Source organism: Ensifer sp. B1-9, assembly GCF_050474445.1.
Lineage (GTDB): Bacteria > Pseudomonadota > Alphaproteobacteria > Rhizobiales > Rhizobiaceae > Ensifer.
In genome coordinates, this window is record NZ_JBCHVG010000006.1 from 196,043 (window position 1) to 216,295 (window position 20,253).

General features: G+C 61.9%; 16 protein-coding genes and 1 pseudogene. 13 read left to right on the forward strand and 4 right to left on the reverse strand.

Annotated elements, in window-relative coordinates; all coding sequences use genetic code 11:
- Positions 1-87 precede the first annotated feature (87 nt).
- On the reverse strand, positions 88-1,977 hold the full coding sequence (gene htpG, locus ACQ5BM_RS12920) for a molecular chaperone HtpG (RefSeq protein ID WP_429811483.1): 1,890 nt from the start codon (positions 1,975-1,977) through the stop codon (positions 88-90).
- 361 nt (positions 1,978-2,338) lie between these two features.
- Here htpG and ACQ5BM_RS12925 point away from each other — a divergent pair, with 361 nt between their 5' ends.
- The 5 genes from ACQ5BM_RS12925 (at position 2,339) to ACQ5BM_RS12945 (ending at position 7,983) form a co-directional block, all read left to right on the forward strand.
- On the forward strand, positions 2,339-4,555 hold the full coding sequence (locus ACQ5BM_RS12925; RefSeq protein WP_429811485.1) for a DUF3141 domain-containing protein: 2,217 nt from the start codon (positions 2,339-2,341) through the stop codon (positions 4,553-4,555).
- A gap of 37 nt (positions 4,556-4,592) precedes the next feature.
- Complete coding sequence (locus ACQ5BM_RS12930; protein WP_429812029.1) at positions 4,593-5,531, forward strand: phosphate acetyltransferase; 939 nt, start codon at positions 4,593-4,595, stop codon at positions 5,529-5,531.
- 2 nt (positions 5,532-5,533) lie between these two features.
- Positions 5,534-6,718 (forward strand): acetate/propionate family kinase, encoded by a 1,185-nt coding sequence (locus tag ACQ5BM_RS12935; RefSeq protein ID WP_429811487.1) that lies wholly within the window; start codon positions 5,534-5,536, stop codon positions 6,716-6,718.
- A 17-nt stretch (positions 6,719-6,735) separates the two neighbouring features.
- Complete coding sequence (fabI, locus tag ACQ5BM_RS12940) at positions 6,736-7,521, forward strand: enoyl-ACP reductase FabI (RefSeq protein ID WP_429811489.1); 786 nt, start codon at positions 6,736-6,738, stop codon at positions 7,519-7,521.
- A 159-nt stretch (positions 7,522-7,680) separates the two neighbouring features.
- Positions 7,681-7,983, forward strand: coding sequence for a DUF982 domain-containing protein (locus tag ACQ5BM_RS12945; protein WP_429811491.1), 303 nt, complete (start codon positions 7,681-7,683; stop codon positions 7,981-7,983).
- Between the two features lie 472 nt (positions 7,984-8,455).
- On the opposite strand, the gene ACQ5BM_RS12950 is transcribed toward ACQ5BM_RS12945, so the two are convergent.
- Positions 8,456-8,962, reverse strand: coding sequence for an Hsp20/alpha crystallin family protein (locus tag ACQ5BM_RS12950; RefSeq protein ID WP_429811493.1), 507 nt, complete (start codon positions 8,960-8,962; stop codon positions 8,456-8,458).
- Positions 8,963-9,055: 93 nt separating this feature from the next.
- Complete coding sequence (locus ACQ5BM_RS12955; RefSeq protein ID WP_429811495.1) at positions 9,056-9,517, reverse strand: Hsp20 family protein; 462 nt, start codon at positions 9,515-9,517, stop codon at positions 9,056-9,058.
- 364 nt (positions 9,518-9,881) lie between these two features.
- On the opposite strand from ACQ5BM_RS12955, the gene ACQ5BM_RS12960 reads away from it, so the two are divergent.
- From ACQ5BM_RS12960 to ACQ5BM_RS12975, 4 genes and pseudogenes are all read left to right on the forward strand, one after another.
- A complete protein-coding gene (locus tag ACQ5BM_RS12960; protein WP_429811497.1) occupies positions 9,882-10,196 on the forward strand; it encodes a co-chaperone GroES in 315 nt (104 codons plus the stop codon).
- A gap of 49 nt (positions 10,197-10,245) precedes the next feature.
- The gene (gene groL / locus ACQ5BM_RS12965; protein ID WP_429811499.1) at positions 10,246-11,874 is read left to right on the forward strand and encodes a chaperonin GroEL; all 1,629 of its coding nucleotides are present in this window, start codon (positions 10,246-10,248) and stop codon (positions 11,872-11,874) included.
- A 229-nt stretch (positions 11,875-12,103) separates the two neighbouring features.
- Positions 12,104-12,415 carry a DUF982 domain-containing protein gene (locus ACQ5BM_RS12970; RefSeq protein ID WP_429811501.1) on the forward strand — a complete coding sequence of 104 codons (312 nt, stop codon included), beginning with the start codon at positions 12,104-12,106 and terminating at the stop codon, positions 12,413-12,415.
- Between the two features lie 20 nt (positions 12,416-12,435).
- A pseudogene (locus tag ACQ5BM_RS12975) lies at positions 12,436-12,765 on the forward strand (DUF982 domain-containing protein).
- A gap of 303 nt (positions 12,766-13,068) precedes the next feature.
- Here the strand turns inward: ACQ5BM_RS12975 and ACQ5BM_RS12980 are convergent.
- Positions 13,069-14,148 carry a LacI family DNA-binding transcriptional regulator gene (locus ACQ5BM_RS12980; RefSeq protein ID WP_429811503.1) on the reverse strand — a complete coding sequence of 360 codons (1,080 nt, stop codon included), beginning with the start codon at positions 14,146-14,148 and terminating at the stop codon, positions 13,069-13,071.
- Between the two features lie 116 nt (positions 14,149-14,264).
- On the opposite strand from ACQ5BM_RS12980, the gene ACQ5BM_RS12985 reads away from it, so the two are divergent.
- The 4 genes from ACQ5BM_RS12985 (at position 14,265) to ACQ5BM_RS13000 (ending at position 20,044) form a co-directional block, all read left to right on the forward strand.
- Entirely contained in the window at positions 14,265-15,365 is a 1,101-nt protein-coding gene (locus ACQ5BM_RS12985) for a glycoside hydrolase family 88/105 protein (RefSeq protein ID WP_429811505.1), read from the forward strand.
- Positions 15,362-16,198 carry a 5-dehydro-4-deoxy-D-glucuronate isomerase gene (gene kduI, locus ACQ5BM_RS12990; RefSeq protein ID WP_429811507.1) on the forward strand — a complete coding sequence of 279 codons (837 nt, stop codon included), beginning with the start codon at positions 15,362-15,364 and terminating at the stop codon, positions 16,196-16,198. Before ACQ5BM_RS12985 ends, kduI begins: the two co-directional genes overlap by 4 nt.
- Complete coding sequence (locus ACQ5BM_RS12995; RefSeq protein WP_429811509.1) at positions 16,195-18,681, forward strand: hypothetical protein; 2,487 nt, start codon at positions 16,195-16,197, stop codon at positions 18,679-18,681. Before kduI ends, ACQ5BM_RS12995 begins: the two co-directional genes overlap by 4 nt.
- A 94-nt stretch (positions 18,682-18,775) precedes the next feature.
- Positions 18,776-20,044 carry an ABC transporter substrate-binding protein gene (locus tag ACQ5BM_RS13000; protein WP_429811511.1) on the forward strand — a complete coding sequence of 423 codons (1,269 nt, stop codon included), beginning with the start codon at positions 18,776-18,778 and terminating at the stop codon, positions 20,042-20,044.
- Positions 20,045-20,253: the final 209 nt, after the last annotated feature.

The window sequence follows — 20,253 nt, forward strand, 5'->3', positions numbered from 1 at the left end:
TAAGGTGTCAAAGGCGCAAGTTAAGGCTCTGCTGAAGGAAACGGCAAAAAGCCCCGGAAATCACGGAGATTTCCGGGGCCTTTTGTTTTAGGCTTTGAGTGCGCGATCGAAGACGCGCGACAGCCGTTCGGCAAAGGCCCGCGGATCCTGCGGCTTGTCGCCATCGAGCACGCGCGCCTGGTCGAGCAGGAGCTGAACCGCGTCCGTCCGGAACGCGGTATCGCCGGCGGGGCTTGCGGCCATCGCTGTGATCAGCGCATGGTTCGGATTGACTTCGAGGATCGGCTTGGCCGTGTCTTCGAGACGGCCGGCACCCTGAAGCATCTTTTCGAGCTGGCGATCGGGGCCGTGCTCCGGCGCGACCAGGCAGACGGCGCTTTCCGTCAGACGGTCGGACGTGCGGACGTCGGAGACGGCCGCGCCGAGCGTTTCCTTGGCGAAGGCGACGAAGTCGATGACCAACTGGCTGGCCTTCGGCGTTTCTTCCTTGCCGCCTTCGGGCTTGGCGATATGGCTGAGATCGGCAGCGCCTTGGGTGATTGACTTCCAGGGCTTGCCTTCGAAGTCGGGGGCGGACGTCACCCAGAAGCTGTCGACCGGATCAGTCAAAAGTAGGACCTCGATGCCGCGAGCGCGAAAGCCCTCGAGCTGCGGTGAGGCCTTGAGCTGGCCGAGATTGTCGCCCGTCAGATAATAGATTGCCGACTGGCCTTCCTTCATGTCCTTGACGTAGTCGGCGAGACTGCGCTGGCCTTCGTCCGAGGTGGTGGTCCGGAAGCGTGACAGCGCGACCAGTTGTTCGCGGCGCTCGTAATCCTCGTAGATGCCTTCCTTCAGCACGCTGCCGAAGTTTTCCCAAACCTTGTCGAAGGTCTCTGGCTCGCTCTCCGCCAGCTTCTCGATCGCAGTCAGCACGCGGTTGGTGACGCCCTTGCGGATGCTTGCGAGCAGCGGGCTTTCCTGGATCATTTCGCGCGAGACGTTCAAAGGCAGGTCCGAGGTGTCGACGAGGCCGCGCACGAAACGCAGGTAGCGTGGCAACAATTCCGCCTCGTCGGTGATGAAAACGCGCTTGACGTAGAGCTTCATCCTTCCCTTGCGATCCGGATCGAAGAGGTCGAAGGGCTTCGAGCCGGGCACGAAGGCAAGGGCCGTATATTCATGCCGGCCTTCGGCGCGGAAGTGTACCGTCAGGGCAGGGTCGTCATACTGCCCGGCAACGCCGCGGTAGAAGTCCGCATAGTCTTCCTTACTGATCTCGCTTTTCTGCTTGGTCCAGAGTGCTGTGCCGTCGCCGACCTGAACCGGTTCCGCGCCGGGTTTTTCCAGAATGGAGATCGGCACCGGTACGTGGCCGGATTGATCCTTGACGATGCGCTCGACCGTCCAGCGCGACGTATAGGTCTTGGCATCGTCCATCAGATGGAGCGTGATGCGCGTGCCGCGCGCCGGAGCGTCCGCAAGTTCGGCCGCAGAAACGGTGTAGCTGCCCTTGCCGTCGGAGGACCAAAGCCAAGCGTGTTCAGAACCTGCGCGGCGCGACACGACGTCGACCTTATCGGCGACCATGAAGGCAGAGTAGAAGCCGACACCGAACTGACCGATAAGCTGCGCACCTTCCTTGCCTTGCGCGGCCTCGATGCGTTCCATGAAGGCGCGTGTGCCGGAGCGGGCGATCGTGCCGAGCGCTTCGACGAGCTCATCGCGGCTCATGCCGATGCCATTGTCTTCGACAACAAGGCGGCTGTTTGCTTCATCGAGCGTCAGGGTGATGCGTGGGGTCGGATCGCCCGAAAGCAGCTCGGGCGAGACGATCGCTTCATAGCGCAATTTCTCGCAGGCGTCCGCGGCGTTCGAAATCAGTTCGCGGAGGAAGACGTTCTTGTCGGAATAGACCGAATGCACCATCAAATGGAGCAGTCGTGCCACATCGGCTTCGAAGACATGTTTCTCTACGGACATTTCGGTTTCGCTCATTGCCTTGGCAACTCCTTGTGGTTTTCGCCCCAATTGGCAAGCTCGGTCCGGAATTTCAAGGGCCGTCTTGCGTGGTATCGTTTTCTGTATAATGCTGCACTGCGAAGAAACGCCAAAGGTTGGCGATGTGTGTGCGTCCTCGATAGGTTTAGGGCGAAAAAATCGCTACGGCGACAAATTGCCGTAATACTCCACTGATATGCTGCTGCAGCCCGGTTAGACGGTCTCGGGTCATCTATGTCGAGTTCATATTGCGGCCATGCCGCCTGTCTCTTTGACTAAGGTCAATGCGAGACCAATTGCGTTGTTCTATTGGCCTTGGAACGGGGCTGGCCTTCAATCGCACCGAGGAGTGGACATCATGCCCAAGCATCCCACGATCCCGACATTACCGACGTTTGCCGATGCCTATTCCTATTCGCTCGATGCCTGGCAGCGCTCGATCCTCTTTCTTGACGTGATGCGGCAGCGCGGTGCGCAATACGAGGAGCACAGGACGCAGACGGCGCCGAACGTGCTGGAGTTCGAGGCCCGGCTCGTTCGCGACGGACGCAGCCTCGCGCAGCCGGTAAATTATGCGTTGGTCAGCATCGTTGCGCCCGACGGCGTCGTGATCGATCCGTCGAAGCGCCCCTTCGTCGTCGTCGATCCCCGTGCCGGTCATGGCCCGGGGATCGGCGGTTTCAAGGCGGACAGCGAGATCGGCGTGGCGATGAAGGCGGGCCATCCCTGCTATTTCATCGGCTTTCTTCCCGATCCGGTTCCTGGGCAGACGATCGAGGATATCGTTCTTGCCGAAGCCCACTTTCTCGAAACCGTGATCGCTCGCCATCCGGAGGCAGACGGCAAGCCCTGTGTGATCGGCAATTGCCAGGCGGGCTGGGCCGTGATGATGGTCGCCGCGCTGCGGCCGGAGCTCTTCGGCCCGATCATCATTGCCGGCGCGCCGCTTTCCTACTGGGCCGGCGTCAAAGGGCAGAACCCGATGCGCTATTCCGGCGGGCTTTTGGGGGGGAGCTGGCTGACGGCATTGACCGGAGATCTTGGCGCCGGTGTCTTCGACGGGGCCTGGCTGGTGCAGAATTTCGAGAACCAGAACCCGGCCAACACGCTTTGGACCAAGCAATACAATCTCTATTCGAAGATCGACACGGAGGCCGCCCGCTACCTCGGCTTCGAGCGCTGGTGGGGTGGGCACGTGACGCTGAATGCCGAGGAGATGCAGTTCATCGTCGATGAACTCTTCGTCGGCAACAAGCTTGCCGCCGGCGAAATCCGGACGTCGGACGGCACTGCGATCGACCTTCGCAACGTCCGTTCGCCAATCGTCGTGTTCTGCTCGAAGGGAGACAACATCACCCCGCCGCAACAGGCGCTCGGCTGGATCCTCGACCTCTACGACAGCGTCGACGAGATCCGCGCCTACGGCCAGACGATCGTCTATACCGTTCACGAGACAGTCGGGCATCTCGGCATCTTCGTGTCCGCCGGCGTCGCCCGGAAGGAACATGACGAATTTGCCTCCAACATCGATTTCATCGACGTGCTGCCCCCCGGCCTATACGAAGCGGTGCTGACGCCGGCGGGCGATGTCGCGGAGGGCAGGGACCTCGTTTCCGGTGAATGGCTGATGCGCTGCGAAGCGCGAACCCTCGACGACATCCGGGCGCTTGGCGGCAACGACATCGAGGACGAGCGTCGTTTCGCGGCCGCCGCGAAACTTTCGGAAGTCAATCTGGCTCTTTACCGCACCTATCTGCAGCCGATGGTCAAGGCGGCAGCGACGCCACCGGTCGCAGAGGTGATACGGAACATGCATCCGTTGCGGCTGCAGTATGCGCTGTTCGGGCCGGACAATCCCTTTATGGCCTGGACTTCAGCGCTTGCCGACCTAGTTCGCGAAAACCGCGAACCGGCGGACGCAGGCAATCCGTTCATCGCCTGGCAGGAGGCCCTGTCGCACCAGATCGTGGACGGGCTCGACGCCTGGCGGCGGACGGCCGAATATCTTTCGGAGCAGAGTTTCCACGCCATCTACGGCTCGCCGACCCTGCAGGCGGCGCTCGGGATCGACAGAAATTCGAACCAGCCGCCGCGCAAGGCCGAAAAGAGCCTGCTGCATCAAGCGCTCGTCGAGGCGCGGATCGCCGAGCTTAGGGCCAAGTTGGCGGACGGTGCTACGTGTGAGGGGCTTGCCCGGGCGTTGATCTTCGTCGGCATGGCACGTGGCGGTGCGGACGAACGCGGACTTGAGGCCGTTCGCAGGCTTCGCCGTGCGCACCCCTCGGCCAAGCAGTTGAGCCTTGCCGAATTCAAGGCGGTGATGCGCGAGCAATACTTCATGCTGCTGATTGACGAGGACGCAGCCCTTGCGGCGCTGCCGAAGTTGTTGCCGGAAGCAGTCGAGCAGCGTCGCGCCGCCTTCACCGCGCTTCGCGAGGTCCTTGAAGCCTCCGGGGCGTTGACAGGTCTCGCGGCCGAGCGGCTGCAACGGGTGGCGTCGCTTTTCCAGTTGGAAAGCGAGCCGCCGGTGGCGATCAATGGGGGCAAACCCGCCCGCACGCGTGCCGCATCCTGATTGAAGAAGGAGTTTCGACGTGTCCGAGGTAGCCGCAATGCCACTCCAGCAGTCCAAATACGATCGCCTGATTGCCGCCGCGCGAGAGGAAACGCCGGCGGTCACCATCGTCGCACACCCTTGCGACGAGACCTCGCTGCGTGGACCGCTTGAGGCTGCCGAAACGGGATTGATCAAGCCCGTGCTCGTCGGCCCGGAAGCGAAGATCCGTAGCGTCGCTGCCGAACACCGGCTCGAGCTTGGAAGCTACGAGATCGTCGACGTGCCCCACAGCCATGCGGCGGCGGCGAAGACGGTGGCGATGATCCGTGAGGGCCGCGGCGAACTGCTGATGAAGGGAAGCCTGCATACGGACGAGTTGATGCGCGAGGTCGCGGCCTCCGCGACCGGCCTCAGGACCGATCGAAGGATCAGCCACGTCTTCATCATGGACGTGCCGGGCCATGCCGAGACGCTCTTCATCACCGATGCCGCCATCAACATCTTCCCGGACCTTGAGGCCAAGCGCGACATCGTGCAGAACGCCATCGACCTCTGGGTGACGATCGGTCTTGGCGAGCCGCGCGTCGCCATTCTTTCTGCCGTCGAGACCGTGACGACGAAGATCCCCTCGACGATCGAGGCAGCTGCGCTCTGCAAGATGGCGGAGCGCGGCCAGATCACCGGTGGCGTTCTCGAGGGCCCGCTTGCCTTCGACAATGCGATCGATCCGGAGGCCGCGAAAATCAAGGGCATAGTTTCCCCTGTTGCCGGCCAGGCGCAGATCCTCGTGGTGCCCGATCTTGAGGCCGGCAACATGCTGGCGAAGAACCTCACCTTCCTGTCTCATGCCGACGCCGCCGGCATCGTGCTTGGCGCACGGGTGCCGATCGTGCTGACCTCGCGGGCGGACTCGGTGCGGACGCGTCTCGCTTCCTGTGCCGTCGCCTCGCTCTACGCGGCACGGCGCCGCACGCCAGAAGTCGCGGCGGTCTGACCATGGACGCGCTTCTCGTCGTCAATGCCGGATCGTCAAGCCTGAAGTTTCAGGTCTTCGGGATCACGGATGCTGGCCTCGAACGCCGGGTGAAGGGGCAGATCGGCGGCATCGGTACGCGACCACGCCTGCAGGCGAAAGCGGCCGACGGAACCGTGCTCGTCGATCGAAGCTATGAAGCCGACGTCATTGTTGACCTGCCGGCGGCCATTGCCGCGGCGCGGGACTGGCTGTTGACCCTCGAAGGCTTCACGCTGCGTGCAGTCGGCCATCGGGTGGTGCATGGCGGCCCCGACTTTGCCGAGCCGGTGCTGATCGATGCCTCCGTGCTCGAACGCCTGGCGAGCTACCAGGACCTCGCGCCGCTGCACCAGCCGAACAACCTGGCGCCGATCCGCCAGGCGATGACGATCAATCCGGACGTGCCGCAGGTCGCCTGCTTCGATACCGCTTTCCACCACGGCCATCCGGAAGCGGTGAACTGCTACGCCATGCCGCGCAGCTTCTACGACGACGGCGTCCGGCGCTATGGCTTCCACGGACTCTCCTACGAGTACATCTCGGAGCGCCTGCACGACGTCGCACCTCAGGTAGCAGGCGGCCGCGTCATCGTTGCGCATCTCGGAAGTGGTGCGTCGATGTGTGCCCTGCGCGACGGACATAGTATCGAGAGCACCATGGGCTTCACCGCGCTTGACGGCTTGCCGATGGGAACGCGGCCCGGCCAGCTCGATCCGGGCGTGGTGCTCTATCTGATCCTCCAGCGCGGCATGAGCGCAAAGGCCGTTTCGGATCTGCTCTATCATGAGGCAGGCCTCAAGGGGCTCTCCGGCGTGTCGAACGACATGCGCGATCTTCTTGCAAGCGAGGATCCGCACGCCAAGCTCGCTATCGATCATTTCCTCTATCGCTGCGGCCTCAATGTCGGGATGCTTGCGGCTGCGCTCGGCGGCATCGATGCTTTCGTCTTCACGGCGGGTGTCGGTGAGAATTCCGCCGCGATCCGCGCGCGTATCGCGGAGAACCTCGCCTGGCTCGGCGCCGAACTCGATCCGGCCGCGAACGAGGCGGATGCCACGCTGATTTCCACGCCTTCAAGCCGCGTCGCGCTCTATGTCATCCCGACCGACGAGGAGTTGATGATCGCGCGCCACACACTGGCACTCCTTAAAACTTGTGCTGCCTGATCCATCGGAGACAATTCATGTCCATTCCTGTCGCAAAGGCCAAACTTCTGGACGGCCGCAAAGGTCTGATCGTCGGCATCGCCAATGATCGGTCGATCGCCTGGGGCTGCGCCCGCGCCTTTCGCGCCTTCGGAGCGGAAGTCGCCGTCACCTATCTGAACGACAAGGCAAAGCCCCATGTGGAGCCGTTGGCGCGTGAAATCGAAGCGCCGATTTTCCTGCCGCTCGACGTTGCTGTTCCCGGTCAGATGGAGGCGGCCTTCGAGGAAATCGGCAGGACCTGGGGAGAACTCGATTTCCTCGTGCACTCGATCGCCTTTTCACCGAAGGATACGCTCGGCGGCCGCGTGGTTGATGTCCCGCGCGAGGGGTTCTTGAAGACCATGGACATATCCTGCTGGTCCTTCATCCGCATGGCCCATCTCGCCGAGCCGCTGATGAAGAACGGCGGCACGCTCTTCACCATGACCTATCACGGCTCACAAGTGGTGGTGGAGAACTACAATATCATGGGCGTCGCTAAGGCCGCCCTCGAAAGTGCGGTCCGCTACCTTGCATCGGAACTCGGCCCGAAGGGGATCCGCGTCCATGCGATTTCGCCGGGAGCGCTTGCGACCCGCGCCGCCTCCGGTATCCCGGAATTCGACGCGCTGCTCGAAAAGACGAAGGTCAAGTCACCGTCGCGCGAACTCGTCGACATCGACGATGTCGGCGTTGCCACGGCCTTCCTGGCCCACGATGCCGCGCGGCTGATTACGGGCCAGGTACTCTATGTCGACGGCGGCTACCACATCGTTGACTAGCCGTCCGCTGTGACCTCCCCGTTTTCTCGGGGAAGTCAACTCGACGGGAGTGCATGCCCGCGTCAAGGCGGCGATACGGCAGTTCTTGAAATCCGCGCTCTTGGGCCCGATATTTTCTTCACTTCTTTTTCATCCGGTTGAATGCGAAAGGAGGACATCATGCTCAACCCGGAATTGGTATGGATGACGTCCGTTACCGTTCAAATGAAGGACGGGACGCGACAGGTCTTCGCTTCTGTCAACGACGTGCTCGATTTCCTCGAAGGGGACTGGAATATCTATCGAGGCAGAAAATACAATCGGGCAGTTCAAACGTGCCGCCGCGCTCTAAATCGAATGACGCCAGTCGCGATCGCGCGCGAAGCGTTCATTGACGCCTGCCGAGATGCGGGCATGTCGACGGCTGCGGATGAACAACTCGGCACGATGACCGGCGCCGGCGGTCACCACTCGCCGGCCTAGAATGGCTCGGGCTGGGGCACGCTTGCTGCCCCAGCCTTTCGAGTATCCGCCCCGTGCCGCGCCAGCGCGGTTCGCCGTCGCGCTTGATAGGTCGAAAGGCCGCTCGGTGACCCATTACGCCAGCGTTCGCCTTCGGCTGCCTTCACACTTGTCTGGAGGCCTAGTGGGTTCTGCCCAGCGGCCCTTCCCTCGTTGTGCGGTAGATGCGCCGATAGTGCAGCGCATTTTTCCCAAAGCCAGCAACTAGGTCTTCGAGCGTGACGGGCGAAAAATGTGTACTCCCGCCCGACCGATATTCAGTCGTGGCGGGTTGATGCAAACCGCCAGGGCAGTTGCCGACGTGCTCCGCGAACTTTCGCTCGGCACGACCGAATTATCTATCTCTAGCAAGTGGTTACGGCATCGACGTCGTCGCTTCGCGCTCGTAACCAGCCGGGCACGTCTCCACCCGGCTGGTATGCGGCGAGCGGTATTATTTGGTGCGATCGATCGTGATCCGCTTGACGTTGGCTCCCGCCTTTTCGGCCTTCGGAAGAGTCACTGTGAGCAGACCGTTCTTGAAGGTAGCGGTAACCTTATCCTCATCGACCTGACAACCAAGAGCCAGCCGCCGTTCGAAGCGCCCGTAGTAGCGCTCGCTAAAGCGGCGATCCTTGTCCTCGGTCTCCCTTTTATTTTCGCCGCGAAGCGTAAGCAGACCGTCTTCCAGCAGCACCTCAACGGCGTCTGGATCGGTGCCCGGAACCTCAGCGGTGATGCGGATCTCGTTGTCATTCTCCTCTATCTCCACGTGCGGCCACGCGCCATTGAAGGGCGTATCACCGAACAACGATGGCGAGCCGAAACCGCGGAAGACTTCGTCGAACAGGCGGTTGACATCGCGGTGCAGCGACAGGAATGGATCCATGTCATCGCCGCGATACACGCTTGGAACCTGGCTGCTGCCACGGCTCCAAGGGATCAGATCACGTACACTCATGGCTTGACCCTTTCTTCGGTTTCTTTGTCTCCTTTTGTCAACTGCTTCCTCGGCTGTTCGGCAACAGCCGAGGATCGAGCAGGGCGCGTCACACTAGGCTGCCTTGTCGCTTTCGATCTGCTTCGAAGCGGGCTTCGTCGGCTCGGCCTGGATGGCGATCCGACGCGGCTTCATCTCCTCAGGGACTTCCTTCTTGAGATTGATGACCAGAAGCCCGTTTTCGAGCTTTGCCCCCTCGACGATGACGTGATCGGCGAGTTCAAATCGGCGCGCAAACGGCCTCACAGCGAGGCCCTGGTGCAGGTACTGGACTTCCTCATCCTCCGACTTCGCGCCGTTGACCACGAGCATGTTCGCCTCGTGGGTGATCGTCAGTTCGTCCTCGGCAAAACCTGCCACCGCGATGACGATGCGGTACGCGTCTTCGCCGAGTTTGACAATGTTGTAAGGCGGCCAATTGTCAGCGTTGAGGCTGGCGTTTTCGAGCAGGTCGAACATGCGGTCGAAGCCGATGCTTGACCTGTAGAAGGGGGTAAAGTCGAGGTTTGTTCTCATAGCTACATCCTCCGTAGAGCAACATAGACTTACGAGGGAACGCCAAGAAGCTTGGCGCTCCCTGACCATGCCGACCCCACATGGGCGTCGACAAAAATGATTTGGGGATGCCATTTTACGGCGTCAAGAGGGGAGTGAAGCCAAGTCGAGCGAGATCGGCGTAAAATGGCGCTGTGAATTCATAGCGTTAGCACTCGATAGGCACGAGTGCTAAAAAATTCGAGCCGCCCTCTTGAAACTCGAAAAATCAGAAACCAGATCGATGTTCGAGCGGTGCCGAAGGCATCGGCTCCCCGCGTCGGTTTCGTTCCGAATGCGGCGCGGAGGACCTCTCGAAATTCTCTTTGTCTATGAGGAGAGCGACATGATGTTCCGTCCCTTGCACGACCGTATCCTGGTTCGCCGCCTCGAGGCCGAGGAAAGAACGGCCGGCGGCATCATCATCCCAGACACCGCGAAGGAAAAGCCGCAGGAGGGCGAGGTCGTTGCCGCCGGTCCTGGTGCGCGCGATGATAGCGGGCAGCTGCGACCCCTCGATGTGAAGGCGGGCGACCGCATTCTGTTCGGCAAATGGTCGGGCACCGAGATCAAGCTCAACGGCGAGGATCTCCTGATCATGAAGGAATCCGACGTGATGGGCGTAATCGAGGTCGACGCCGCAGCGAGAAACGCAGCCTAGTGCCGCCCTATACCGGACAAGGAATGCTGCCTCAGGAAGGAGTAGAAAAATGGCTGCCAAGGAAGTGAAATTCCATACGGATGCTCGTGAAAAATTGCTGCGCGGCGTCGATATTCTCGCCAACGCCGTCAAGGTCACGCTCGGTCCCAAAGGCCGCAACGTCGTCATCGACAAGTCGTATGGCGCCCCCCGGATCACCAAGGACGGCGTCACTGTCGCCAAGGAGATCGAGCTTGAAGACAAGTTCGAGAACATGGGCGCCCAGATGGTGCGCGAAGTGGCGTCGAAAACCAGCGACATCGCCGGTGACGGCACCACCACCGCGACGGTCCTCGCGCAGGCGATCGTCAAGGAAGGGGCGAAGGCCGTGGCGTCGGGCATGAACCCGATGGACCTCAAGCGTGGTATCGACAAAGCAGTCGAAGCTGTGGTCGAGGAACTGCGGCGGAACGCCCGCAAAGTCACCAGGAATGACGAGATCGCCCAGGTCGGTACCATCTCGGCCAATGGCGACACAGAGATTGGCCGCTTCCTCGCGGAAGCGATGGAAAGGGTCGGCAACGAAGGGGTGATCACTGTCGAGGAAGCCAAGACCGCGGTGACGGAGCTGGAGGTCGTGGAAGGTATGCAATTCGACCGCGGTTACCTGTCGCCGTATTTTATCACCAACCCGGACAAGATGCGGGTTGAGCTCGAGGAACCCTACATTCTCATCCATGAGAAGAAGCTCGCGAATCTGCAGGCATTGCTGCCGATCCTCGAAGCGGTCGTTCAATCAGGCAAGCCGCTGCTGATTATCGCGGAGGACGTCGAAGGAGAAGCGCTCGCAACGCTCGTCGTCAACAAGCTGCGTGGCGGACTGAAGATCGCTGCTGTCAAGGCTCCAGGCTTCGGCGATCGCCGCAAGGCCATGCTCGAAGACATTGCCATCCTGACCGGTGGCACCGCAATATCCGAAGACCTCGGCGTCAAGCTTGAGAACGTAACGCTCGATATGCTTGGCCGCGCGAAGAAGGTTGTTGTGGAGAAGGAAAACACGACGATCGTAGACGGAGCCGGCTCGAAGACAGAGATTCAGGGCCGCGTTGCGCAGATCAAGGCGCAGATAGGGGAAACGACATCGGACTACGATCGAGAGAAGCTGCAGGAGCGGCTGGCCAAGCTTGCTGGCGGCGTTGCCGTCATCCGCGTCGGCGGCTCGACCGAGGTCGAAGTGAAGGAACGCAAGGACCGCGTCGACGACGCCATGCATGCCACGCGGGCGGCCGTCGAGGAGGGCGTGCTGCCGGGCGGAGGTGTTGCTTTGCTGAGAGCCGTCAAAGCACTTGACAACATCCAGGCCGAGAATTCCGACCAGAGGCACGGCGTCGATCTCGTTCGCCGTGCGATCGAGGCGCCCGTGCGCCAGATCGCCGAGAATGCGGGAGCCGAAGGCTCGATCATTGTCGGCAAGTTGCGCGAGAAGAGCGACTTTGGCTATGGCTGGAACGCTCAAACGAACGCGTTCGGTGACCTTTACGATCAGGGTGTGATCGATCCCGTGAAGGTCGTTCGCACCGCGCTGCAGGACGCTGCCTCTGTGGCTGGCCTATTGATCACCACCGAGGCAATGGTTGCCGAGAAGCCGAAGAAGGAAGCGCCGGTTCCACCGATGCCACCTGGAGGCATGGACTTCTGACAGAAGCGATAGGTCCGCGCCCGACGGGCGCGGCCAGTCGATTAGCACCGTTGCGAGATGCGTTGCGCCCGAATCTTTGGTGCGGCGATCGGGGCCAGGATGTGGCCGGCAAACCAGTGGCACGGCGGCGCTCGATCTGTCTCACGCCGGGTCGAAACACTTGCTGGCGACCCGGTAGGAGGTCGGCCAACGCACGACGTTAAAAGTCAATGTCGCGTGGAGAAGAACGATGTCACACGATTGCTTTCGACACCCGGTCACGATCCTCGTCGGGCTCGGATTTCCGGCTGAGATCCGCAGCGTGAGAGAGGCCTATGCCTGGCTGCACGAGTGGCCGCCATCGAAGCGAAATGCGAAGCACGCCGTAGCGCTCAATGCTTGCAAGGCAGCACTTGCAGGCGAAATCGATGTCGAGACCGCTCGCGGAACATTTGTCGCCTTCGCGCAGCGGGCCAACCTTCTCGCACCAGATGCGGAGGCAATCGTCGCCGGTTGCGAGGTCGGTGCGCGTGCGCAAACCGGAAATAGCAAAACGATGTAACCTTTGGGGCCAAGTAGACGATGAGCGATATTCAGTTTCCCGTTCCAGTGAGACTGCGTCTGAGCTCGACCGGCGAGCGGGTTGTCGCCAATTCCTGGGAAGCACTGGAGTGTCTTCGCGACCAGTGGCCCGAAGGCGCGCGGGGGCGAACCTATCGCGCAGCCTAACGGGTCTGCCGCGACGTCCTGGATGGCTGGAGACAGCCGCACGAAGCAAGGCGCGTATTTGTGAGGGCGGCCCGCCGCGCGGGGCTGCTAGAGGACAAAGCGTTGATTTCCCCATCAAACAACGCAAGAGCGAAACGGGGTCGCCGTACGCATCGCGCAACTCGATTGACCAAAGGGAGGTAGCGTTATGTGCCCCAGCACCGGCTTCTATTCCCTTCCACTCTCGTCCGATGATCTCGACACACTCCAACGAATATTGGATCGTGAATTGGAAGCGAGACAGATAGCAAGCGACAGTGACGAAGCGGACATGCTTGCTCGAACTCTCATCGAGCTCTTTCGAACCGGCGTCAGAGGTGAAGATGAGTTGCGCGAAATGGTGAAGGGTGGCGTTGGCAACTAAGACCGTCCTCCCGTTCGCGAGACGAATGTGAGGTGTGCCCATGGATCGAGCGGGCGCCCAGATTGCAAAGACGCACGAAGATCTTAGGCAGTTGAGTCCCGGCAGGCTCGACCAATACATCGAGCCGTGCCGGTGGAGGAGCGCTCGACTAGATGACAGGCAAGCTCCACCCGCCGCGGCGGTGCCGGAATGCCAGAGAGTGTGTCGCGCAAAAGATCGAGCGCGACCGAGCCGATCTCGCGCATCGGGATATGCATCGTCGTCAGCGGTGGGTTGAGGAACGCCGCCTGTGGCAGGTCGTCCATGCCCATGACGGAGACGTCGCCGGGAACCGAAAAGCCCTTCTGCTGAATGCCAAGCATGGCGCCGACGGCCAGGCTGTCGCCGGCGGCGAGCACCGCGGTGAAATCCAGGCCCCGGTCGCCGATCCGCTGCATGATCGCTTGCATTGCCAGTTCCGGTAGCCAGTCTTCGACGGTGACGAGCATGTCGTCATCGACAGGCAAGCCCTTTGCCAGCAGTCCATCGCGCCAGCCTTCGTAGCGCCGCTCAATCGTACGCCGTCCCGGCCGCATCAGGAACAGGATGTGCTCGTGCCCAAGCTCGATCAGATGGTCGGTCGCAAGCCGCGCGCTCGAGCGATTGCAGGGGGTGACGCTCGATAGCCGCATATAAGGGTCGTCGCTGTTCAAGAGCACGACCGGCTTTTCGAAACCGCGGGTGGCGGCAAGCATTCCCTCGTCGTCGATCGTGAGAAACAGAAGGCCTGCGACCTGTTCATCCTCCTCTGCCTCGGCGAGAACCGCCAGTTCTTCGCTCTGGTTCGCGATAGGCCGGGTGACGATTTCTAGGTCGAGCGTGTGGGCTCGCTCCTTCAACCCCTCAAGTACGTAGTGGGTGAACTGGTTGCGGACATAATCGATCATCGCGGCGCTCGATGCGGCGACGATGACCTTCTGTCCGGCGACCGCCGTCGGGATCATGTAGTTCGCGTTCTTCGCCGCCTCCAGCACCCGCTGGCGGATTTCCGCGCGCACGCCCTTTTCCCCGGCAAGCGCCCGGGAAGCGGTGCTCAAGGAAACACCACAGGCTTCGGCGATATCCTCTAGCCGAACCTTCTTGCTTTTCTTGCCACGCTTGCCCGGCAACGGTTTTGCAACCATGCGATCCTCCATAGTCGCAATAATGAGAAAAATTTTCATGTTGCGCAAGAAAAAACATCATGCCTTTATCTCTCCAAGAAAGCCGAGGGAAGAGCGGCTTAAGGAGGAGGAGTGCCATGGGCCTCAACGCCCGCGATATTCGCATGGGTCTCGATCGTCTTGTCGGCGGCATGACCGGTCTCAAGCATGATGGCCGCTTCGACGAGCCGAACCTCGATGGGACGGCAGGCGACTACATCAGTTTCGACAGTTGGGAGTGGCCGCAGGGCGTCGGCCTTTACGGCCTGATCAAGCTCTGGCTGTTTACCGGCCGCGACGACATCCGTGAGCTCATCGAGGGCTGGTACGAAGGGCGCCTTGCCGCCGGCCTTCCCGAGCTCAATGTCAATACCACCGCACCCATGCTCGGCCTTTCTGTGCTCTGGGCCAAAACTGGAAACCCGCGCTGGAAGCCGCTACTCGACGAGTGGGCGAACCGCGTCATGAACGAAATGGGCCGGACGCCCGAAGGTGGTTTCGAGCATCACGTCTCCGACAAGGTCAATGACAACGAGCTCTGGGACGACACGCTTTACATGGTCGCCCTCTTCCTCGCTTCCTATGGCCAGGCAAGCGGCCGGCGTGAACTCGTCGACGAGGCGTCACGGCAGTTCCTTGTCCATGCCCGCTATCTCGCCGATACCCAGTCGGGCCTCTGGTTCCACGGCTGGACCTTCGACGGCCGGCACAATTTCGCCCGCGCCCGCTGGGCCCGCGGCAACGCCTGGATCACCGCCGGCATGCTCGACCTCTTCGACCTCGCGGAGATCGCCGCACCGGTCAAGGAGTACCTGCGCGGGGTGCTCGTCACTCAAGTCGAGGCGCTGCTGCCGCTGCAGGCGACATCCGGGGCGTGGCGTACACTGCTCGACGACGCCTCATCTTATGAAGAGATCTCCGCGACGGCCGGCATCGGCTACGGCCTGCTCAAGGGCTATCGCCTCGGCTACGGCACGCCTGCCTGGAGAGCCGCCGGCCTGCGTGCGCTCGAGGCGGTGATGCACAACATCGATGAAAGCGGCACTGTGCTCAACGTCTCCTATGGAACGCGCATGGGCCACGACCTGCAATTCTACAAGGACATCCCAATTCAGCCGACCGGCTATGGCCAGGCACTGGCAATCCTGTGCCTCTGCGAGGCCCTGCAGCACGTCGGCACGGAAGGACAGGCAGCATGACGATGAAGGTTCTCTATGGGGCCAATCCCGAAGACATCAAGACTTACGACACGGCGCGGCTTCGGCGCGAGTTCCTGATCAGCGACCTCTTTGCCGCTGACACCGTGAACTTCACCTATACCCATGTCGACCGGCTGATCCTCGGCGGCGCGATGCCGAAGACGAAAAGCGTTTCCTTCGGCTCCGGCGCCGATATCGGCACGCCCTATATGCTTTCGGCCCGCGAGATGGGCATTGCCAATCTCGGCGGCACGGGCACGATCACCGTCGACGGCAAGAGCTTCGTGCTCGAAAACCGCGACGTGCTCTATATCGGGCGCGGCGCGAAGGAGATCGTCGTTTCGAGCGAAACCGCCGATAGACCGGCACGTTTCTACATGAACTCCGTGCCCGCCGGCGCCGATCTGCCGCACCGGCTGGTCAAGAGGGCGGAAGCAAAGGCGCTGGAGCTTGGCGACGTCAAACGCTCGAACAAGCGCCGCCTCGTGATGTACATCCATCCGGAAGTCATGCCTTCCTGCCTGCTTCTGATGGGCATTACCGATCTGGCCGAGGGCAGCGCCTGGAACACCATGCCGCCGCATGTGCACGAGCGACGGATGGAAGCTTACTGCTACTTCGACATGGCCCCCGAGGACCGGATCGTCCACGTGATGGGAGAGCCTGACGAAACGCGGCACCTGATCGCCGCCGACGGTGACGCGGTGCTGTCACCGGCCTGGTCTATCCATATGGGCGCCGGCACCGGCCCCTATGCCTTCGTCTGGGGCATGACCGGCGAAAACCAGGAATATAACGACGTTACCCCCGTAGCCTTGGCTGAGCTGAAATGAGCGATACGATTTTCCATTTGAAGAAGAGCCTCGTTCCGGGGCAGGCCATCGGCTACTGGCAGCTTGGCGCGATCGCAGAGGAACGCTTCGACGTGCCGGATCAGCCGATGAAGGGCGAAATGGACCCCTTCTTCTTCCTGACCAAACACAAGAACTTCATTCCGCACGAATATCCTTGCCGCACGATCTTTGCCGAAAAGTATCGCGGCAAGCGGCCGGAGGTTCGCGGCTCGTTCGAAGCCACGCGCTGGTGGCTGCCCTTCGGCTCACCGCGGCTCGATCTTTCCGGTTTCTGGTTCCGGCCGACACGACTTGCGACCTGGGCCCGCACCTCGATCGAAGCAGAAACGGCGGGCACCGCCACGATCCGCCTCGGCACCTGTGGTGGCGCGGTGCTTTTCCTGAACGGCACCGAAATCGGCTGGATGGCGCCCTATAGCCGCAATCTCGAGGCCAAGGCTGAATTCGAGCTGCCGCTCAACGCCGGTCTCAACGAGGTCACGATCTTCTTCGACGACCTCGCCGAACGCGACGCGCGCTACTTCTTCCAGTTCGATTATGTCTCCGGCCCGGTGGCGCGCGTGGCGCTTCCTGTCCCATGCCCGAGCGAAGCGGCCGCCGACATCGAAGCTGTACTGGACGGCATGCATTTTGACCGTACCGCCTATTTCGAGGGCGACATCACGCTTCTTTTCGCCGCCGCCCTGCCGCTCGACGTGAAGGTCAATGTGGCGGTCGAAGGCGACTTCATGTCGACCGAACGCTTCGACCACGACTTCGTGATGAAGGCCGGCGACAAGAAGTTGACGATCGCCCCATCCGAGGAGACCCCGGCGGATTTCCGCCATTTCCGCATCACGCTCAATGCCGACGGTTTCGTCGCCTCGCGCTCGCTCGGTGTCGAGATCTGCCATGCCGGCCGCCAGGGCAAATCTCCCGATACGCTCGCCGCCCGCATCACCGAGACGCTCGATGAGATTTCCGATTTCTCGGAACGTGACACGGTCCGCGCCTTTGCGCGGCTCGCCAGCGGCCGCGGCGGTGCCGACACGGATGCGATGATCGAGGAGATTTTGCCCTCGATCGAGGATTGCCATGACTGCGCAGACTTCTCGCTTGTGCCGCTCATCTGGTCGCGCACAACCTGGGGCGGCGACATTGGAGAGACGACCCGCGGCCGCATCGATCAGGCGATCTTGAATTTCCGCTACTGGATGGACGAACCGGGCAACGATGTGCAGTGGTACTTCTCCGAAAACCACGCGCTGCTGTTCCACACCTCGGCCTATCTTGCCGGCCACCTCTTCCCCGAGGCGACCTTCCGACGCTCGGGCCGCAAGGGAAGCGAGCAGAGCGCCGTCGGTGCTGCCCGCGTCCGTGCCTGGCTCGATCACTTCGAGGCCTGGGAAATGGCGGAGTTCAACTCCGCGCCCTATTTCCCGATCGATCTCAAGGGCCTGACGGCGCTGGCCGCACTCTCGCCGGATGCCGATATCGCCGAGCGCGCCAAGAAAGGCATTGTCCGTCTCTGCGAGATCATCGCCCGCTCGGCTCATCATGGCATGGTAACGGCAGCCCAAGGTCGTTCCTACGAGCACACGCTCTGCGCCGGCCGTTCGCTTGAACTTTCGGGCGTCGCCCGCCTGCTCTGGGGCAAGGGCTGGTACGGCCGACGCGTGCACGCGCTGCCGCAGCTTGCCGTCTGCCTGCGCGATCACGGTCTTGTCGTGCCGGAAACACTGGCGGCTGTCGCCTGCCACCAGGACGAGGCCTGGCACCAGGAGTGGCGTTTCGCCCAGGGCGAAAACCGCTTTGCCGCGCTTTACCACTACAAGGGCCGCCACTTCGCCATGGGCTCGGCTGCGCATTATCGCTGGAACGAGTGGGGCTACCAGGAAACGGTGCTGCATCTGCGCCTTGGCCAGCGTCCCGAGGCGGCGATCTGGATCAATCATCCGGGCGAAACCATTCAGTTCGGGTACGGCCGGCCATCCTATTGGGGTGGTTGCGGCACCCTCCCTCGTGCCCACCAGTACAGGGGGCTGGCCGTACTCGACTTTGCGACCGTCAGCGAACAGCCGGATTTCACCCATGCGTGGTTCCCGGTCGCCGAATTCGACGAAAGCAAGGTCAAGGGCAGGCTGGCGTTGGCGCGCAGCGGCCGCGGCGCCGTTGTCCTGATTGGCGGCAATGTGTTGGTCCCGGTTGCCGATGGCCCATCAGCCAATGCGGAGCTGCGCCAGGCCGGACACAAAACGCGCTGGATTGTCCGGGTTTGCGAGGTCACCGATCTCGCCGGCGCGGAAGCCAGATTTGCTGCTCTTGCGGTCGAGGAAACCGCCGACGGCGCCTTCGTCGTCAACGATCCCGACTATGGCCGCGTCGTGTTCCGCCTCGACGGTTCGACGGAAGCGGAAGGGCGCACGATTGCGGCCAAGGATTTCACCGTTGCCGGCGAAGCGGCCATGCTCGTCGCCCGGTAAAGGTACCCAGGAATTGCGCCGGCCGGGAGAAGCCGGCGCCATCCCAAAACGAGCGGGAGGACGCTCGTCTATGGATATGTGGAGGAGAAGGACAATGAAGAAGACCAAAACGATGTTCGCGGCGCTCGCCGTCGGGCTTCTGACGTCGACGGCAGCGATGGCCGGCGACGTGCGCATCATGTGGTATTCCGATGGCGTCGAGGGCGAGGTGCTGAAGGACCTGCTCGATCGCTTCATGAAGGAGAACCCGGGGATCAACGTGATCCTCGACAACGTCTCCTACAGCGTCGTCAAGGAGCAACTGCCGGTACAGCTCGAAGCTGGAAACGGCCCGGATATTGCCCGCGTCACCAACCTCAAGGCTCAGAGCCAGCACTGGCTCGACCTTAGGCCGCTGGTCGCCGATCCCGCCTATTGGGACGAGAATTTCGGCGAGCAGGCGGACTGGATGCGCCCTGACGGATCGAACCAGATCTCCGGCTTCATGACCCAGATCACGATCGCTGGCGGTTTTGCCAACAAGACGCTGTTCGAACAGGCCGGCGTCGCGATCCCCGGCAAGGACGCGACCTGGGACGATTGGGCGAAGGCGGCCAAGCAGGTGGCCGAAAATCAGCAGGTTCCCTTCCCAATGGCGCTCGACCGCTCTGGCCACCGCCTGAGCGGCCCGAACCTCGCCTATGGCGGCAACTATATCGGCTCTGACGGCAAGCCGGCGCCGCTGGACGAAGGCACGAAGAACTTCCTGAAGACCTTCGTCGGCTGGGTTGCCGACGGCACGATGAGCAAGGACGTCTGGGTATCGGCTGCCGGCTCCACATACCGAGCGGCCGCCGACGACTTCATCAACGGTCAGTTGGTCTATTATTATTCGGGCTCCTGGCAGGTCCCGAACTTCTCGACGAAGATCGGCACCAACTTCGACTGGGTGGCGACCGGTAGCCCCTGCGGCCCGGCGAACTGCACCGGCATGACCGGCGGCGCCGGTCTGGTTGCGGTCAAGTACACCAAGAACCCGAAGGAAGTCGCCAAGGTGATGGACTACCTTGCGAGTGAACCGATCGTGAAGGAGTTTTCCGAGCGAACCCTGTTCCTGCCCGCACACAAGGGTGTTCTCGCCAAGGGGCTCGACTTCAAGACCGACGACGCCCAGGCGAAGGCCGCGCTCAATGCCTTCGTCGAAGCGAGCAAGTCGCTTTCCGACGTCGCGCGCAAGCTGCCCGGGTGGCTGTGGTCTGACGCCGTCTATGGCGCGCTGGTCACGCGTGTCAGCCAGGCGGCTGCCGGCGAGATGACGGTCGACGAGGCCTTTGCCCGCATCGACTCGGATATCGCCACGAAGGTGAAAGATAGCGGGAACTGACCGGAGCAATCGATACCCGATGTCCGCCGGCATGAAGCACAGTGCCGGCGGATCGCCTCGCGTATCACAGCGGGCGGCGTCGCGGTCTTGCGTAAGCGCTCAAGCAACACGCCCCGACAGTCCGCCCTTCGGCAAACCGAAATTTATCATATTCCGGCAGCGATAGTTGCATACGTAGTAGCGCGCGATCGGTGGGTGAGGAACCAGGA

Bases quoted from the DNA above. Each gene is read 5' to 3' on its own strand.
- htpG (WP_429811483.1), bottom strand. From the start codon at position 1,977: ATGAGCGAAACCGAAATGTCCGTAGAGAAACATGTCTTCGAAGCCGAT.
- ACQ5BM_RS12925 (WP_429811485.1), top strand. From the start codon at position 2,339: ATGCCCAAGCATCCCACGATCCCGACATTACCGACGTTTGCCGATGCC.
- ACQ5BM_RS12930 (WP_429812029.1), top strand. From the start codon at position 4,593: ATGCCACTCCAGCAGTCCAAATACGATCGCCTGATTGCCGCCGCGCGA.
- ACQ5BM_RS12935 (WP_429811487.1), top strand. From the start codon at position 5,534: ATGGACGCGCTTCTCGTCGTCAATGCCGGATCGTCAAGCCTGAAGTTT.
- fabI (WP_429811489.1), top strand. From the start codon at position 6,736: ATGTCCATTCCTGTCGCAAAGGCCAAACTTCTGGACGGCCGCAAAGGT.
- ACQ5BM_RS12945 (WP_429811491.1), top strand. From the start codon at position 7,681: ATGCTCAACCCGGAATTGGTATGGATGACGTCCGTTACCGTTCAAATG.
- ACQ5BM_RS12950 (WP_429811493.1), bottom strand. From the start codon at position 8,962: ATGAGTGTACGTGATCTGATCCCTTGGAGCCGTGGCAGCAGCCAGGTT.
- ACQ5BM_RS12955 (WP_429811495.1), bottom strand. From the start codon at position 9,517: ATGAGAACAAACCTCGACTTTACCCCCTTCTACAGGTCAAGCATCGGC.
- ACQ5BM_RS12960 (WP_429811497.1), top strand. From the start codon at position 9,882: ATGATGTTCCGTCCCTTGCACGACCGTATCCTGGTTCGCCGCCTCGAG.
- groL (WP_429811499.1), top strand. From the start codon at position 10,246: ATGGCTGCCAAGGAAGTGAAATTCCATACGGATGCTCGTGAAAAATTG.
- ACQ5BM_RS12970 (WP_429811501.1), top strand. From the start codon at position 12,104: ATGTCACACGATTGCTTTCGACACCCGGTCACGATCCTCGTCGGGCTC.
- ACQ5BM_RS12980 (WP_429811503.1), bottom strand. From the start codon at position 14,148: ATGGTTGCAAAACCGTTGCCGGGCAAGCGTGGCAAGAAAAGCAAGAAG.
- ACQ5BM_RS12985 (WP_429811505.1), top strand. From the start codon at position 14,265: ATGGGCCTCAACGCCCGCGATATTCGCATGGGTCTCGATCGTCTTGTC.
- kduI (WP_429811507.1), top strand. From the start codon at position 15,362: ATGACGATGAAGGTTCTCTATGGGGCCAATCCCGAAGACATCAAGACT.
- ACQ5BM_RS12995 (WP_429811509.1), top strand. From the start codon at position 16,195: ATGAGCGATACGATTTTCCATTTGAAGAAGAGCCTCGTTCCGGGGCAG.
- ACQ5BM_RS13000 (WP_429811511.1), top strand. From the start codon at position 18,776: ATGAAGAAGACCAAAACGATGTTCGCGGCGCTCGCCGTCGGGCTTCTG.